Origin of the sequence: Nitratireductor sp. OM-1, from assembly GCF_003296175.1 — a bacterium.
Lineage (GTDB): Bacteria > Pseudomonadota > Alphaproteobacteria > Rhizobiales > Rhizobiaceae > Nitratireductor > Nitratireductor aquimarinus.
This window is the reverse complement of sequence record NZ_CP029208.1, coordinates 113,969-129,371: the sequence shown is the minus strand read 5'-3', so window position 1 is coordinate 129,371 and position 15,403 is coordinate 113,969. Positions and strand designations below refer to the sequence as shown.

Here is a 15,403-nt window from a genome sequence, read left to right as displayed (position 1 = left end):
TCTTGATACACTTCCAGTGCGCCCCGTCGGCCGGGATGGCCGTCAGTCAGGCTTCATCGGACGTCCGCTGTTCCGCTCCCCTCATCAGATCGCTGTTGCGGGCGTACAATTCCTTGAATGTGCGATAGCGCGCGTCATAGACGGCGCGGTTCTCCTCCTGCGGCGCGATGCGCCGCTCCATCGGGTTCCAGCGCCGGATATCGTCGCGCCCGGCCGCTCCCACGGCGACGGCTGCGAGAAATGCGTTGCCGAAGGCTGCGCCGACCGTGTTGGCCGCCACGTCCTGTGTCTTGCCGCTCGCATCCGAGACGGCCTGCGACCAGACGGCGTTCCTGGTGCCGCCGCCGACGGCGGCGATGCGCTCGATCACTGCGCCGGCGCCCTCATAGGTCTCGATCACCGACGTCACGCCATAGGCGATGCCCTCGAGGAAACCGCGATAGATGTCTGCCCGTGTGTGGGTGAGGTCGAGGCCGAAAATGACCCCGCGCGCATGGGGGTCGTGGATCGGCGTGCGTTCGCCGGAGAAATAGGGCAGGACCACGATGCCATTTGCGCCGACCGGCGCGCCCTGCGCCTCTTCAGCGAGCAGCCGCAGCGCCTCTTCGGCATCCAGCTCGCGGGCGAACTGATCCTGAAACCAGCGGGTGAGCGTGCCGCTGGTGGAGGTGCCGGACATGCAGGCGTGCTGTCCCTCGAAAAGCCATGGCGCATACCACAGCCGCCCGTCCTCCACGCGGTGATCCGTGACGAGGATGATGAACATGGTCGAGCCATACATCATCATCATTTCGCCGGTGCCCAGAACGCCGACGCTGACGGCCTCGGCTGCCGCATCGATGGTGCCTGCCGTAACCGGCGTGCCGGGCGCAAGCCCGGTTTCCTTCGCCGCCTGTTCCGTGACATGGCCGGCAATCTCGGTGCTCCAGAGAAGCTCCGGGAGACGCCCGGGCGCGATGATGCGGTCGGCGTAACGGTCGCTCCACCGATGGGCGTGGATGTCGTAGAGCGGGCTTGAGGAAGACGCGGAATAATGATCGATGACGAAGCGTCCCGTCAGCCGGTGCACCAGAAAGGATGAGGAGTTCATCACCTTGTGGGTGCGGGCGTAAAGCTCGGGCCGGTTCTTCTTCAGCCACAGGATCTTGGGTCCGACCGACTGGGAGGTGAGGGTGTTGCCGCACTCGGCAAGCAGCGTCTCCTCGCCGATCTCGGCGGTCAGTTCCTCAATCTCCTCGGAAGCGCGGGTGTCGACGCCATAGAGCACGGCGTTCATCAGCGGCTTGCCGTCTTCATCGACCGGCAGCATGCAGGGGCCGATGCCGCTTGCCGCCACCGCCTTGATGTCGCCGGGGGCGATGCCGGTGGTGGCGATCAGTTCCTTGCTTATGGCGCAGAACTCGCCCCACCAGTCTTTCTCGGCGTCATGTTCGGCCCAGCCGGGCTGCGGCACGATCATGTCGTGCCGTCGCTTTGCCGTGGCCAGAATGCGTCCCTGACCGTCGGCCAGAACGCCCTTTGTTTCGAAGGTTCCGATGTCGATGCCGAGGTAGCAATCCATCAGGTATAGTCATCCCGGTTGAGGCTGAAATCGGCGTCGACCCGGCGGATCGCGGCGATCAGCAGTTTGGTGAGGGCTTCCAGATCGCGCAGGTCGCACATTTCGAGCGAGGTGTGCGTGTAGCGGCAGGGGAAGCACATATCGATACAGGCCACGCCCTCATTGACGAGCTGCACATAGGAGGAATCGGTCAGTGCACCCGTGTGGGCCGTGCGCTGGAGATTGATCCCCTCGGATGAAGCCGTGTCGGAGAAGAGCTTTGGCAGGGCAGGGTGCGGGATCGTGCCGTTCAGCGTGCCGCGCCCGTGGAACGAATAGAGGCTCATCGCCGGGCCGTTGCCGAGTGCGACTTCACCGCGCTGGGTCATGTCGGGCGTGTCGGCGTTGAGCGCCAGATCGAGCTGGATGGCAATGTCGGGGTTGATCGCGCGGGCCGCGACCATTGCGCCCTGAAGATTGAACTCCTCCAGCACGGCGAAGACGAAATGCACCGTTGGGCGCGGGCCTTCAGCGGCGAGTGCGCGGGCGACCTCGACGATGACCGCGCAGCCCGCGCGGTCATCGACCGAAGTGCCGATCAGGCGGTTTTCATTGAGTTCAATGACGCGCGGGTCATAGACCACCGGCGTGCCGATCTCGATGCCCAGCGCCTTGACGCCCCCGGCGTCTTCCGCGCCCACATCGATGAACACTTCCTGATAGGGCGTGACCTTGTATTTCTCTTCCGGCGGCGTGGCGTGATGGCTCTTGTTGGCAATGACGCCCTGCACATCGCGGCCCTCGCCGACGCAGAACAGAACGGCCTGCGCGGGCAGGGCCTTTTCCGGGATGCCGCCCAGCCGCTCGATGCGCACCAGACCGTTATCCTCGATCTTGCGCACCATGAAGCCGAGCTGGTCGGTGTGGGCGAACAGCATGACGGAGGGCGCACCTTCGTCACCTTCCAGTGTGGCGATCAGATTGCCGAGGCGATCCGTGCGCATGGAAAGCGGCAGATCGGCGAGCTCTTTCTCGATGCGGCGGCGCACGCGGTCTTCATGCCCGGACAGGCCCGGTGTCAGCATCAGGGTTTTGAGCAGGGAGCGGAGACGCTCTTTCATGATTGGTGAGCCTTTCGTTTGAAGAACGCCTTCACATCGAAGGAACCGAAAGCCGCGCGATAGGACATGACCGCAATGAGCAGGCCGCCGAAGAAGAGGTCGCGGGAGAAGGCGCTGAAGGAGAGAATGTTGAGCCCGCTGGAGATGAACTGCAGGCAGATCACGGCCAGAGCCACGCCGGTGACGGTGCCGAAGCCGCCGGCCGGGCTGACGCCGGCAAGGATGTTGATGAGGATGACGAGCAGCAGATAGGAGCTGCCATAGTCGGCATTGGCCGAGTTGACGCGCGCCAGAACCACCAGACCGGCAAGTGCGGCGATAAAGCCGGCGATTGCGTAGATCTGGATGATCAGCTTCTTGCCGGGCACACCGGCGAAATCGGCGGCGACCGGGTTTGCGCCAAACAGGCGCAGCCGCATGCCCACCGGCGTGCGGCGCAGAAGGAAGGCAAGGCCCGAGGCGACCAGTGCAAACAGCACAAGCGGAAGCGGGAGCACGCCGCCGATCGTCCAGTTGCCGAACGCCGTGTACCAGTCGGGAAGACCGGTGATGGCCGGGCCGCGCGTGATGATGATGCCGATGCCGGCGAAGAGCTGCATGCTGCCGAGCGTCGCGAGGATGGGCGGCAGCCGCAGATAGGCGATGAGAAAGCCGTTGAACGCGCCGCAGACGAGCCCCACGGCGAGACCGGCGGGGATGGCGAGCCATGCCACTTCCGGTCCGGCTTTCATGGTCACTGCGGCCACGATGGAAGCCAGATTGGCGATGGCGACGACCGAAAGGTCGATGCCACCGGAAATCATCGTCGGCAGGACTGCAAGGGACAGAAGCCCGAATTCGGGGAACTGGAAGCCCATGGATTTGAGGTTTGACGATGACAGGAATGTCGGACTGGCGATTGCAAGCGCAACGAATATCAGCGCCGTCAATATTCCCAGGCTCTTTAAGTGTGAGCCTGTGGTGTCCTGTCTTGCGTCCATGGTCTTCCTCCCCAGGTCCCGATGGTTAGCCGCCGCGGGCGGCTTTTACGATCTGCATGAACTCCCTGGCCCGCTCCGGATCGACCGGGTTCCAGGTGTTGCCGTCGACCTTGAGCGACGAGCCCACGATGCAGCCATCGGCGATCTTGAGAATGTCGGCCACGGTGTTGTGGCGAACGCCCGTATTGGCCAGAACCGGTGTGTCGGTGACCTTTTCCTTGACCGATTTGAGATCGGTCATCTCGGCGGCCTCGCCGGTGATGGCGCCCGAAACGAGCACGGCGTCGGGAATGGAGGAGAACACGGCGGAGCGGGCGCGGTCGGCCAGCGGGCGCTTGTCCATGGAATCGGCGAACTCGGCCGACACATTGTAGAGCATCACCAGATCGTCACGGCCAAGGCGGTTGCGGTAGCGCAGCGCCTCGCCGGCGTTGGGCGTCCACGGGCCCATGTCGGAGGCATAGGTGCCGGTGAAGATTTCGCGGACGAAAGAAGCGCCGGTTGCCGTTGCGAGCGCCACGGTGCTCATCGGATCCCACAGAACGTTGACGCCGAAAGGCTTCTTGATCTCGCTGCGCAGCTGGCCGATCACATAGGCCATGGCGGCGGTGGAGGCGATGTCGACCTTGAGCTCATAGGGGCGGTCGTTCTCATTGCCGAACATCACCGCATCGACATCGGCTTCCTGCAGGGCGGTGAGATCCTTGCGCGCTGCGGCGACAATGCCGTCAATGCCCGCATCCGCATCATAGAGCGGTGAGCCGGGCATCGGCAGAAGATGCACCATCGAGATGATGGGTTTCCTGTCGCCGAAGAGCTGCTTGAACTTTGACATTCCGTGCCTTTCTTTCTTGTTGTCGGCCGCCCCCCTCAGGCGAGCGTTATGGCCGGTATCAGCTTCCGATAGGGCGCAATCAGATCCTCCGCGTCCCTGTCGGTGATGAGTTCGTCGATGGCGTCGAGCCCGCAGACTTCTGCGAACACGCGTTTGCCGAATTTGCTGTGATCGGTGATGACCACGGTGCGCTTGGCGCGTGACATGGCGAGCCGCTTGGTCTCGGCCTCGTCGAAGGTTGCCGTCGTCACGCTGCCTTCATCGATGGCGTCGGCGGCGATGAAGCAGATGTCGGCCTGAATGGTGGCGAGCGCGGTCTTCGCCCAGTTGCCGACCAGGCTGAAATATCCGTTTCTCACACGGCCACCGACGATGTGGACCTCGGTTGGCCCGACGGCGGCTGCCTCGGCGACTTTTATGTCCATCGTCACCACGGTGATGCGCCTTCCCGCCAATGCGTGAGCGGTGGCCAGCGCCGTGGTGCCGGAATCGAGCAGCGCCACCTGACCGTCTTCAATGCTGGCGGCGGCCTTCTGGCCGATACGCTGCTTGAGTGTCTGATGGTGGCGCACCTTCTCCAGGAAGAGCGGTTCGGTGTCGCCCTCGCCAATGCCGCGCGCGACCACGCCGCCATGGGTTCTGGCAACGATGCCGGCCTGCTCCAGGACCGTCAGGTCACGGCGAACCGTCGGCAGGGAAATCTTGAGGAGTTTGGCAAGCTCGGCCGTGCCCACGCGCTTACGCTCGACGATCACGTCGATCATCTGCTGCTGGCGTTCCTGCGGAAAACGGTGGCGCGTACTTGTCAATTTATCCTCCCTGGCATGATCGATAATGATCGTTTGGGTATGAGTCAATAATTATCGATCATATCCACAGGCGTGAAGCCTGACGAGCGGTTCCTGCGCAGCGCTCCCTTTTGCCGCACCGCGTGGGTGTGAAATCGCGCACCGGGCCGGAGCAGAAAGGGTGAGGTGATGTTATTTAATTTGCCGAACAACTAAATTTTCATTTTTTGAGCATGTACTTGCTTGTCTTGAATGCACGCGCAGAGAGGCATGACAATGCGCACAGTATGTCTCGTTTCGGCGGTTCTTTTTCTGTCGCTTTCAAGGGCGCTGTCTGCCGAACCCGACGCGGCGATTTTTTCAACGGCGTCTGACTGGAATGGCTTTTATGCCGGGGTGCAGGTGGGAAATTTGCGCGGCGCTCTGCATCAGGCCTACGCGGTCGGTGACCATTCCCGGGCGGATGTCAGCGCATTCTTTGCGGGCCTCCATGCGGGTTATCAGCGACAGGTCACCCGCAATGTCGTTGCCGGCGTTGAGCTGGATGGGGCATGGCTGCGTGCCGAAGGCAGGAGCCATTTCTACACGCGGGGCGGATTTCAGATTTCGCCGGGTTACGTCGCGCGTTCCCGGCTCGACTGGACAGCGGCGCTGCGCGGACGGCTCGGTTATGTGGTTGATCGGCGCATGCCCTATCTTGCGGCTGGTCCGGCAATCGCTGACGTGCGCTTTGTGGGAATGCATGGCAACGGTGTGTTCGATCCGGGTGGACGGAAAATCCATGTCGGCTGGACGCTGGGTGGCGGCGTCGACTTTGCCGTGGGAAACAGGCTCATTCTGAAAAGTGAGTATCGCTACAGCGATTTTGGTCGCCGTGTCTTCAACGATGGCGCAAACGCCTCGCGCATCGGGCTTAGAACGCACGGTCTGCGTCTGGGCGCGTCCTACAGGTTCTGATGCAGGGAAGCGTGCGGGAAGCATGGCCCATGGCTTGTCCTGTGGGCAGTCTGCGTTCTTAACCGGCTCGCAACACATGCGCTGATAATCGCCGCGGGCATGAAGCTCGTATTGTTCAAAGCGGCAGTCGCCACCTTTATGTCCATCATCGCCTCGCTGGTGATCTGCTGGGCCGTGCTCAGCCTGGCTGGCGGCGGGATCAACTGGTTTCCGGTGATCATGAGCATTCTGTGTCCGCTTTTGATCGCATTTCCCACGTGCACCTACACATTCTACCAGAACCACCGGATCGCGCTTGCGCATGCGCAGCTGGAAGCAGCGCACACAGAGCTTGCCGATGTATATGACGAACTGGCCATTGCCGCGCGCACGGACGGGATGACGAGATTGCTGAACCGCAGCTCGTTTGTCACCGATCTGGATGAGATCGGTCAGCGGGGGGCCGGCGGGGTTCTGCTGGTCATTGATGCGGATGACTTCAAGAACATCAATGACACGCACGGTCATCTGGTCGGCGATCAGGCGCTTTGCGCCATTGCCAGCGTTATCCGAAACGTGGTTGGCGAGACCGGGCTTGCGGCGCGCATCGGTGGCGAGGAATTCGGTGTGTTTGTTGAAGCCGCTTCGTTTGATGACGGGGTGCAGCTTGCTGAGAAGTTGCGCGCCGATGTCGAACGGCTGGTGCTGCGCACGCCGTCTGACATGGGCGTGCCGCTAAGCGTGAGCATCGGTGTGGCCTTTGCGGAAAGCAGGGCTGACTTCTCGGTGCTCATGACGATTGCGGACAGCCAGCTCTACCGGGCAAAGCGCAACGGGCGCAATCGGATCTGCGTGCCCGATTCTCGTGGTCCGGGCGACGGTCTGCGCGCTGCCTGCGCGTAATCCGGCATCAACGCTGGCTAGGCTTTCAGGCTGATTTCCGCCAGTTGCGCCAAAGCCTGCTTTTCAAAGGCAATTGCGCCCTGCCGACGGGCAATGTTGAGCGCTCTTTCGAGGGCGCGTTGCGCGTTCTTGGGCCGTCCTGTCCGCTGCGCCAGCTTCGCCCAGAGGCGGTGAAGCTCGGCTTCATACCAGCACTCGCCGGTGGAGCGAACGAGGCGCAGTGCGCGGCGGAGCGTGTTGAGCGCGTCGGAGGTCCTGCCGTCATGGAGAAGAACTTCGGCAAATAGCCCCAGACCGTAGGGCAGGGTCAGGCGCGCATTCACCGCCTCATAGGCGGTGAGGCCATTGCGCAGCTGCTCCTCGCCTGCGGGGTCTCCGAGCATTGCGCGCGCCCATCCAGCCAGCATGTCTCCCGGAGGGATCCAGTAGGGAATGTCGGCGCGCCGGCATGTCTCGATCATGCGCTGCGCGCGCTCCAGCGTGAGCGCCGCATCGCCACGCTCGCGGGCGATGATCGCGCCTGCCCAGAACATCTGGGCCTGTCCGAACGGTTGATCGAGCGCTTCGGCTTTGCGCATGCCCGCCGTCAAATGCGTGTCGGCCTCTGCATCGTTTCCGAGAATTTGCTGCACGCAGGCGGCGTATTGCCGGCAGACAATGCCTGCATTCTCGCCGAGCAGCGTGTCGCCGGCTTCCTCTTTGATACCCTCATGCAGGGACAATGCGGCATCGATCTCAGGCAGGCTGACCGCAAGGGATCCAGTGAAGAACGCGGTCTGACCAATGGCGTTGTGTGTTGCCATGGCGATCTGCACGGGGACGTTTGCTGAAAGGTTGCGAAGACCGAGGGCGATCTCTTCGGCCTTGCCGAATTCTGCGCGCGAGAGATGGTAGTTCCACATCCCGGCCAGAACCGGGGCGATTTCGGCAGGGTCGCCAACCTCAAGGGCGAGCGTGCTGGCGCGTTTGTAGACGGCCCTGAGTTCTTCGCGCGTAAAACCCTCGGAGACGATCAGCGCCGCGCCGAGGCCGAGAAGTGTCCTGAGTTCGGCTGCGCTCTGGCTTCTGTCGGCATCCGGACAGCGTTCGTGAAGCGCAAGCGCCTGACGAAGCTGCGTGGCGGCGTCATGGGCTGCGCCGCGATCAAGCGCGCGTATGCCGGAGAGCCCGCGATGCCGGGCTGCCTTCAGCCAGTCTGCCGCGCGCTCGAAATGGTCTGCGAGCGTTGCCGCCACTTCGGCAGTGTCGGATGCAAACATGGTCTCGAGCCGGTCGCCGATGCGCTGGTGCAGGCCCTGCCGGATGGCGGCGGGTATGCCGTCATAGATCGCTTCATGATAAAGCGCATGCCGGAAGGCATAGCGCGTGGCGAGCGTGCCATCGGGCTGTTGGTTCACGCCGGCCTGTTCAATGAAGCGGCGATTGCGGGCAAGGTTCTCCAGCCTGTGTTCGACGTCTTCCCGTGCTTTCCGCGTGTCGGCCATGGCAGCGGCAGAGAAACGTGGTCCGGCGACGCTCGCAGCTTCCAGAAGCTGGCGCTCGGCCGGTGTGAGGCGGCCAATTTCTGCTGAAATCACGTCACGCACGCCGGGGGCGATTGCCAGGACCAGTTCTTTCTCGGGGCGGTTCAACTGCCAGCGTCCGGCCGCCTGACCGATATCGCCATTCCGCAGCCATTGCTCCGTGACCGCTTCGACGAGGATGGCGTGACCTTCCGTGCGGTGGGCCAGAGCCGCAGCCAGCGAGGGCGGAAATTCGTTGCCGGGAAAGCGCTGCGCCAGATAGTCATGCACGGCTTCTTCGCCAAGCCCTTCCAGAGCCAGCGTCTGGATGCCCGGTTGCCGGTTCAGGTGGCTGAGTGTCGCGGCGAGTTCGTCCGCAGTATCTACCTCATCGAAGCGATAGGTGACGAGCACCATCAGGCGCGCGGGCGTGCGCTGCAGCCCCCAGGCGCAGAGCCAGGCGAGCGTGCTCTGGTCGGACCAGTGCAGATCCTCCAGAACCAGTATGCCCGGCTGCTCGCGGGTGATCCGCTCCATGAGAAGTGTGAATTCGCGCGGCATCGGGTCCGGACGGTCGGGGCCGAATTTTTGGCCGGGGTCGAACGTTGCCGGGTCGTGGCCGTGACCGGCTCCGGGCAGATGCCCTAGCCAGGTGGGGGCCGTTTCACGCAGGAGGCGCGGCAGGTTTGCGACGGGGCGGGCATTGACGATCTGCGAGAGGATTTCGAGCAATGGGCCGTAGGGCTCGCGGGCGCCCGGATGCGGCAGGCACTGGCCATGCGCGATCCACATGGCCGGGGCTGCGCCGGTCAGGGTGGCCAGAAAACTGTGGACGAGGCGCGTCTTGCCGGCTCCGCTTTCTCCGGCGATCAGCGTGATGGCGCGATTGCCGCGGCGGGCGGCGGTCAGGCTTCTGGTGAGTGCTTCCAGTTCTCGTTCGCGCCCCACGCACAGGGGACATTCGCTGGAGGGGGAAGGTTTGTTCGCGCCGGGAATGTCGATTTGCCCGGAGAGCCTGTAGCCGTAGCGACCAACCGTCTCGATGAAGCGGGGGGCGGTGGCGCTGTCGCCCAGAAGGCGGCGCAACTCCCGGATGCACTGTTTCGGGCCGGCATCGCTGCCGTGCCGGTTTCCCCATATCAGACGGCGCAACTCGTCCTGACTGACCGTTTCGCCTTGCCGCTCGATGAGCGCAAGAAGAACGGCCAGGGTCTTCGGGCGCAATGGCAGGGATTCGCCCTCCCGCCGCAGCGCGCCGCCAGCGATGTCAAGTTCGACCTGTGTCAATAAGTTGCCTGTCTTTTGGCGCTGGCCATGTTCGCCGCTTCGGAAGCGAATCCGCGCATCGCTGATTTCACGTGTTCGGGGATGGTTTTATACCAAAATTGAACCGTTTCATCACTTTGTTTGCCGGCGAGTCCGCGTCATACCGAAACCCGATTCACACTGGTGGAGCCGAGCCCCTCTGGCAAGACGGACGGGGCCGTTTCGCACATCAAGGGGCAGAGCAACATGACGAAATCCGGCATCTCCAAAAAGATCACGGGGCGTGCAACGCTGCTCGCGGCAACGGCAGGTGCAGCGCTGTGCGCTTCCGGCGGGGCAGCGGCGGCGCAGGCCTGTGTCGCCGATCCGGCTGCCGTCATCGCTGCAGCGCCTACCGCCGCAATGACGCAGACGCCGCTGCCGGACGCACTTGCCGAAAAACTCGATGCGGCGGTTCGCGATGCGCTGGGCAAAGCCGCAGCGCCGGGCTTCATCGTTGGCGTGCGCACGCCTGAGGGGCACTGGAGCGGGGCCTGGGGCGTTGCCGATCCCGCGACCGGCGCGCCGATGGAAGTGGGCATGCACACCCGTATCGGCTCGATCACCAAGACCTTTACGGGCACGCTGTTGATGCAGCTCGTGGAAGCGGGAAAGATCTCTCTCGACGACAGGATCGAGACCTATGTGCCGGGCGTTCCGAATGGCGACAAGATTACCCTTCGTCATCTGGCCAACATGACCAGCGGCGTTTCCAGCTACACGCGGGCCGAGCCTTTTCTGGAGGTTTTCCTCGAGCATCCGCAGGTGGTCTACAAGCCCGAGCAGCTCCTGGCTTTCGCCATTCCCGATTCGCCGGTCTTCGAGCCGGGCGAGGCCTTCGACTACTCCAACACCAACACGGTTCTTCTGGGCATGGTCATCGAACAGGTGACCGGGATGCCCATCGGTGATGCCCTGAAGACGATGGTGTTCGACAAGCTGGGCCTGAAGAATACGGTCTGGCCGGGCGACAGCACGGAGATCCCCGAACCTTTCCCGCAGGGCTTTACCCTGCAGGGCAATGCGGCGACGCCGGAGAACCCTTCCAACGCGACGCACTGGAATCCGTCCTGGGGCTGGACCGCCGGCGAGATGATCTCGAACCTCGACGATCTGCTCACCTATGGGCGCGCCCTTGGCACGGGGCAGGGGCTTTTGGGCGAAGAGGCGCAGGAGGTGCGTCTGACCTCGTTCCCCGAGCCCATGGGCTACGGCATCGGCATGGGCTGCACGGGTGGCTGGGTTGGTCATACCGGTGAGCTTCCGGGCTACAACACGACGCTCTTCTACAACACGGCGCATGACATCACGGTCGTCGTTCAGGGAAACAGCGATATCCGTTCCGGTGATTGCGTGGATGAAGATGTGCTGCCGGACAACCCGACCGATGTGAGCTGCTCGTCGCCTGCCTCCCGCATTTTTGAAGCGGTCTCGGTGGCGCTGGGGCACCCCTTCTCCATGGCCCCGGCTGAATAGTTGGGAGTGAGGAGCGATATGCGCATGATGTCTTTAGTGCGTGGGGCGAGCCGCCACGCATTTCTTGCGGCTTTATTCCTGTCTGCGGCGGTGACGCCGCAGACGGCTTTCGCCCAGTCAACGCCGGTTGAACGCACGGTTGCCGGCCAAACGGTCATCCTGCAGCGTTTCACCCCGCCTCAGGCGCTGGGCACGGTGGACATTAGGGTTGAAGATCAGCGCAAACGCGTTTCCGATGCCGATGCGGAAGGCGTGCGCATTCAACTTCGCTCGGTCAGTGTTGATGGCGCGCGCAGCCTGCCGCTGGAAGCGCTGGCTCCAATCTGGCAGGACCAGCTTGGCAAGACCATCACCATGGCCGAGCTTTACCGGATTGCCGATGCGGTGGATGCGGCCTATCTCGCCGCCGGCTATTACTCCATGACCGTCGTACCGGTGCAGGATTTCGCCTCCGGGCGCGTACGCCTGCAGGTCTATGAAGGCTATGTGCAGCGCGTGGAGATCACGAGCGATCTGCCCGGGATTGAGCAGCGTCTGGCGCCTTATATCGATCGTATTCTCGCCATGCAGCCGATCCGCGTGAAAGAAGCGGAGCGGGTTCTTCTTCTGATGAGTGATCTGGGCGGGCTGGAGATCGAGGGCACGTTCGTACGCCCTGAAACACCGAGCGCCGGTGGTCTCCTGAAGCTCAAGGTCGGCTTTTCGCCGCGCTCCGGTGTCATTTCTCTTGATAATTATGGGTCGAGCAGCGTCGGGCCGCTGGAATTGCTGGCCAGTGCAGAGTTCAACGATCTGTTCGGTCGTTTTGAAACGACGAGCCTCCTGGGGCTCACCATTCCCGACAATCCGCAGGAAATGGTCTTTCTTCAGCTCGCACAGGACATGCCGATAGGCCATGATGGCCTGAAGGCAGGCTACAGCCTTGCCTATATCGGTCAGAAGCCGGGTGGTGATCTCAGTGCGCAGGATATCCGCATCGCATCGGTGATCGGCACGGGCTATCTTTCTTTCCCATTCCTGCGAAGCCTGCAGCAGAGCCTTGTCGGGCGGGCCGAGGTCGTCATTCACAACGATCATGTGGATGTAATGGGGATGCCGGTCTCGCGCAGCCGTGTGCGCCGGGCAGAGCTTTCCCTGACCTATGACCGCGTTCTGGGCGAAGGTTCGCTGTCTGCCGAGGCCGGAATCAATTTCGGTGTGGTTTCCGATCTCGATCTTGGCGATGTGCCGGGGAGTTATCACTATCTGCGCGGCTCGATGGATTATTCCCGCCCGCTGGGTGAACATTTCAGCTTTCGTGTTCGCGCTGCCGGCCAGTATTCTCCAACTGCATTGCCGGCCTCCGTCCAGTTCGCGCTGGGCGGGCAGTCCTATGGGCGCGCCTTCGATGCAGGCGCCCTGATGGGCGACAGTGCAGCTGCGGCGGCGGTGGAGCTTGGCCACCGGGTGGATACGGGGCTCTCGGCGCTGCCATTTCTGTCCTTCACGGCTTTTGCCGATTACGCGTCGGCGTGGAACCACGAGACGGGTGATGTGCTCGTGCAGCAGGGGCTGGGCTCTTATGGTCTCACCATGGGCGGCGTGCTGAATGAGAGCCTGTTGTTTGAAGTGGGCGCAGCACTGCCCTGGACCAGGCCGGAGGCGCAGGAAGATCCGGGCGCGCGGCTGTTCTTCCGTATGGGCAAGGCATTTTGATGAGGCAGGCGTTCGCCGCGCGTGGCCGGCGACGCCTCTTCTAAACGAACACGAGCGCAATCGATCCCAGAACCACCACGCCGACGGCTATCGCGGCGGCGAGTGTTCTGGAGCTTCGGTCTTCGCATGGCTCCGCAATGATCGAATGAAACCCGATCCCCACCAGCGTTGTGAGGAGAGCGGCAGCCACGATCACGCCGTAGAATTCGAAACTGGCCATCTGCTCCTCTCATCCCGGCGCTGGTGTATGAGCCGGCTGCGGTTGCGGGTGTCGGCTCTTTCGGCCCATCAGGTCAACCGGTAAACCGCACCGTCGCCTTTGGCCGTTCATCCACGTTGAGGCTGAAGACATCCGGTCTTGCGTAATGGCCGACGACGTCGAAATCGTAGCGTGCGCGGACAAGCTCGGAGCGGTCGATTTCGGCCGTTACCAGCCCCTCGCGCCCCGTGAGCGGACCAGCCAGAAAATCGCCCAGAGGACCGACGATCATGCTTCCGCCATTGATCAACGGGCGCGCATCGTCCCAGTCTTCGACGGTTACGCCCAGCTCTTTCGGGGATGGCTGATACTGGCAGGCGCTGACGAGGAAGCAGCGCCCTTCATGGGCGATGTGGCGCATTGAAGCCTGCCAGACATCGCGTTCGTCCACGGTCGGCGCGCACCAGATCTCGATCCTCTTGGCGTAAAGGGCTGTCCGCAAAAGCGGCATGTGGTTTTCCCAGCAGATTGCCGCGCCGATGCGTCCGGCGCCAGTGTCAATGACCGGCATGGTGGACCCGTCACCCTGACCCCAGATCAGTCTTTCGGTTCCGGTCGGCATCAGCTTGCGGTGTTTTGCGACCAGCCCTTCTTCGGGGGTGAAGAACAGGGCTGTGCAGTAAAGCGTGTTGCCGCCACGCTCGATGACGCCGACAACCAGATTTGCCCCGGTGCGGGCTGAGAGGCTGGCCAGCTCTTCCGTCTCCGGGCCGGGCAGCTCAATGGCGTTTTCGTAATAGGCGGCAAAGGCCTCGCGCCCCTGCGGAAGCCGGTAGCCAAGCCGGGTGCCGAATGTCTCTCCCTTTGGATATCCGCCAAGCACGGCTTCCGGCATGACAACAAGGTTTGCGCCGGTGCTTCGGATTTCCTGTTCATGGCTCAGGATCGCTGACAGCGTCTCAGCCTTTCCGGCTGGTGATGAGCCGATCTGCAACGCGGAAATGATGGATTTGGTCATGAGCGGCGAGCCTTCATATTAATGGGGCCTGACCCTAGGTTCCTGACGCAATATAAATCAAGATCGAGTCGGAGCTAACCATCATGAATGAAATTCATATTCTGGATGTGGACCTGAACCTGCTGAAGGTTTTCGAGGCGATCTATGAGGAAGGCAGCGCGAGCAGGGCGGCTCTGCGGCTCGGGCTCACCCAGTCTGCCGTGAGTGCCGCGGTTTCCCGTTTGCGAACGGTCTATCAGGACCGGCTGTTTGAGCGCGGGGGCGGGGGCATGGTGCCCACCGCGCGGGCGCATGAACTGAGCGCAACGGTGCGCGAGGCGCTGAACCTGTGTCGGAAGACCCTGCTCGCCACGGACGAAGGCAGCCGGTCCTTCAGCGACCGCACCATATCCATTGGCCTCTCGGATGATCTGGAGATCGCCATTGGACGCGCGCTTGCAGACAGGCTGCGGGTCGATGCGCCGGGGCTTCGCCTTTTGCTGCGGCAGACGAACAGCTATCAGGCGACGGATATGCTCGCTGGCCGGACGGTGGATCTTGTGCTGGCGGCGGGCGGGTTTACATCGCGTTCCATTGGACGCCAGACGGTCATGACCGGTGGATATTCCTGTGTTGCCCAAAAACGCCGCAGCGGCGGGGTAGCAGAGCTGGATCTGGAGGCCTTTCTGCAGCGCGACCATTTGCTGATTTCGTCCGGCGGTTATGTCGGGATCGTCGATGATGCATTGTTCGCCCTTGGGCTGCGGCGACGCGTGGAGGTCTCGACGACGCATTTTGCCGCCGTGCCGTTTCTTCTCAGCGGAGAAAACGCAATCGCGACGATGCCGACCCACGCGGCGCGGACCGTTGCGGAGCTGGCTGGTCTGGAAGTCCTGTCCTGCCCGCTGGAGCTTCCGGCCTATGGCATCGAACTGGGATGGAGGCCAGACGTGCTGCGCGATCCGGCGGTGCTCGTGGTGCGCGACGCCATCGTTTCCGTGTTTGAGGAACTGTCGCTTTGAACGCGCCCGCCAGCCGATCTTTGCCGGATCTGCGGTTTTACTGTCACGGATCGCAGGCGGCAGGTGTTGCCAGCCACAAATTGACTTTATGGCCTCAACTGAAC

General features: G+C 62.8%; 13 protein-coding genes. 5 read left to right on the top strand and 8 right to left on the bottom strand.

What is annotated here, in order from left to right:
• Positions 1 to 46: 46 nt before the first annotated feature.
• The 5 genes from DEJ54_RS00520 to DEJ54_RS00500 form a co-directional block, all read right to left on the bottom strand.
• Positions 47 to 1,561 carry an FGGY-family carbohydrate kinase gene (locus DEJ54_RS00520; protein WP_113152837.1) on the bottom strand — a complete coding sequence of 505 codons (1,515 nt, stop codon included), beginning with the start codon at positions 1,559 to 1,561 and terminating at the stop codon, positions 47 to 49.
• Complete coding sequence (locus tag DEJ54_RS00515) at positions 1,561 to 2,661, bottom strand: M42 family metallopeptidase (protein WP_113152836.1); 1,101 nt, start codon at positions 2,659 to 2,661, stop codon at positions 1,561 to 1,563. The genes DEJ54_RS00520 and DEJ54_RS00515 overlap by 1 nt, the downstream gene beginning before the upstream one ends.
• Positions 2,658 to 3,590, bottom strand: coding sequence for an ABC transporter permease (locus tag DEJ54_RS00510; protein ID WP_222473999.1), 933 nt, complete (start codon positions 3,588 to 3,590; stop codon positions 2,658 to 2,660). Before DEJ54_RS00510 ends, DEJ54_RS00515 begins: the two co-directional genes overlap by 4 nt.
• Positions 3,591 to 3,666: 76 nt before the next feature.
• Complete coding sequence (locus tag DEJ54_RS00505) at positions 3,667 to 4,476, bottom strand: BtpA/SgcQ family protein (protein WP_113152834.1); 810 nt, start codon at positions 4,474 to 4,476, stop codon at positions 3,667 to 3,669.
• A gap of 35 nt (positions 4,477 to 4,511) precedes the next feature.
• Positions 4,512 to 5,285, bottom strand: coding sequence for a DeoR/GlpR family DNA-binding transcription regulator (locus DEJ54_RS00500; protein WP_113152833.1), 774 nt, complete (start codon positions 5,283 to 5,285; stop codon positions 4,512 to 4,514).
• A 249-nt stretch (positions 5,286 to 5,534) separates the two neighbouring features.
• Between DEJ54_RS00500 and DEJ54_RS00495 the strand changes: the two genes are divergently transcribed.
• The gene (locus DEJ54_RS00495) at positions 5,535 to 6,221 is read left to right on the top strand and encodes an outer membrane protein (protein ID WP_162742195.1); all 687 of its coding nucleotides are present in this window, start codon (positions 5,535 to 5,537) and stop codon (positions 6,219 to 6,221) included.
• Positions 6,222 to 6,332: 111 nt separating this feature from the next.
• Positions 6,333 to 7,103 (top strand): GGDEF domain-containing protein, encoded by a 771-nt coding sequence (locus DEJ54_RS00490; RefSeq protein WP_245447645.1) that lies wholly within the window; start codon positions 6,333 to 6,335, stop codon positions 7,101 to 7,103.
• A 17-nt stretch (positions 7,104 to 7,120) separates the two neighbouring features.
• On the opposite strand, the gene DEJ54_RS00485 is transcribed toward DEJ54_RS00490, so the two are convergent.
• Positions 7,121 to 9,892 carry an AAA family ATPase gene (locus DEJ54_RS00485; RefSeq protein WP_113152830.1) on the bottom strand — a complete coding sequence of 924 codons (2,772 nt, stop codon included), beginning with the start codon at positions 9,890 to 9,892 and terminating at the stop codon, positions 7,121 to 7,123.
• 225 nt (positions 9,893 to 10,117) lie between these two features.
• On the opposite strand from DEJ54_RS00485, the gene DEJ54_RS00480 reads away from it, so the two are divergent.
• Positions 10,118 to 11,386 (top strand): serine hydrolase, encoded by a 1,269-nt coding sequence (locus DEJ54_RS00480; protein ID WP_113152829.1) that lies wholly within the window; start codon positions 10,118 to 10,120, stop codon positions 11,384 to 11,386.
• Between the two features lie 24 nt (positions 11,387 to 11,410).
• The gene (locus tag DEJ54_RS00475; RefSeq protein ID WP_162742194.1) at positions 11,411 to 13,081 is read left to right on the top strand and encodes a ShlB/FhaC/HecB family hemolysin secretion/activation protein; all 1,671 of its coding nucleotides are present in this window, start codon (positions 11,411 to 11,413) and stop codon (positions 13,079 to 13,081) included.
• A 40-nt stretch (positions 13,082 to 13,121) separates the two neighbouring features.
• On the opposite strand, the gene DEJ54_RS00470 is transcribed toward DEJ54_RS00475, so the two are convergent.
• Both DEJ54_RS00470 and DEJ54_RS00465 read right to left on the bottom strand, forming a co-directional pair.
• On the bottom strand, positions 13,122 to 13,301 hold the full coding sequence (locus DEJ54_RS00470) for a hypothetical protein (protein ID WP_113152827.1): 180 nt from the start codon (positions 13,299 to 13,301) through the stop codon (positions 13,122 to 13,124).
• Between the two features lie 73 nt (positions 13,302 to 13,374).
• The gene (locus DEJ54_RS00465) at positions 13,375 to 14,298 is read right to left on the bottom strand and encodes a carbon-nitrogen hydrolase family protein (RefSeq protein ID WP_113152826.1); all 924 of its coding nucleotides are present in this window, start codon (positions 14,296 to 14,298) and stop codon (positions 13,375 to 13,377) included.
• Positions 14,299 to 14,381: 83 nt separating this feature from the next.
• Between DEJ54_RS00465 and DEJ54_RS00460 the strand changes: the two genes are divergently transcribed.
• The gene (locus DEJ54_RS00460) at positions 14,382 to 15,299 is read left to right on the top strand and encodes a LysR family transcriptional regulator (RefSeq protein WP_113152825.1); all 918 of its coding nucleotides are present in this window, start codon (positions 14,382 to 14,384) and stop codon (positions 15,297 to 15,299) included.
• The last annotated feature ends 104 nt before the right edge of the window (positions 15,300 to 15,403 follow it).

Bases quoted from the DNA above. Each gene is read 5' to 3' on its own strand.
- DEJ54_RS00460 (WP_113152825.1), top strand. From the start codon at position 14,382: ATGAATGAAATTCATATTCTGGATGTGGACCTGAACCTGCTGAAGGTT.
- DEJ54_RS00475 (WP_162742194.1), top strand. From the start codon at position 11,411: ATGATGTCTTTAGTGCGTGGGGCGAGCCGCCACGCATTTCTTGCGGCT.
- DEJ54_RS00470 (WP_113152827.1), bottom strand. From the start codon at position 13,301: ATGGCCAGTTTCGAATTCTACGGCGTGATCGTGGCTGCCGCTCTCCTC.
- DEJ54_RS00520 (WP_113152837.1), bottom strand. From the start codon at position 1,561: ATGGATTGCTACCTCGGCATCGACATCGGAACCTTCGAAACAAAGGGC.
- DEJ54_RS00505 (WP_113152834.1), bottom strand. From the start codon at position 4,476: ATGTCAAAGTTCAAGCAGCTCTTCGGCGACAGGAAACCCATCATCTCG.
- DEJ54_RS00495 (WP_162742195.1), top strand. From the start codon at position 5,535: ATGACAATGCGCACAGTATGTCTCGTTTCGGCGGTTCTTTTTCTGTCG.
- DEJ54_RS00515 (WP_113152836.1), bottom strand. From the start codon at position 2,661: ATGAAAGAGCGTCTCCGCTCCCTGCTCAAAACCCTGATGCTGACACCG.
- DEJ54_RS00465 (WP_113152826.1), bottom strand. From the start codon at position 14,298: ATGACCAAATCCATCATTTCCGCGTTGCAGATCGGCTCATCACCAGCC.
- DEJ54_RS00480 (WP_113152829.1), top strand. From the start codon at position 10,118: ATGACGAAATCCGGCATCTCCAAAAAGATCACGGGGCGTGCAACGCTG.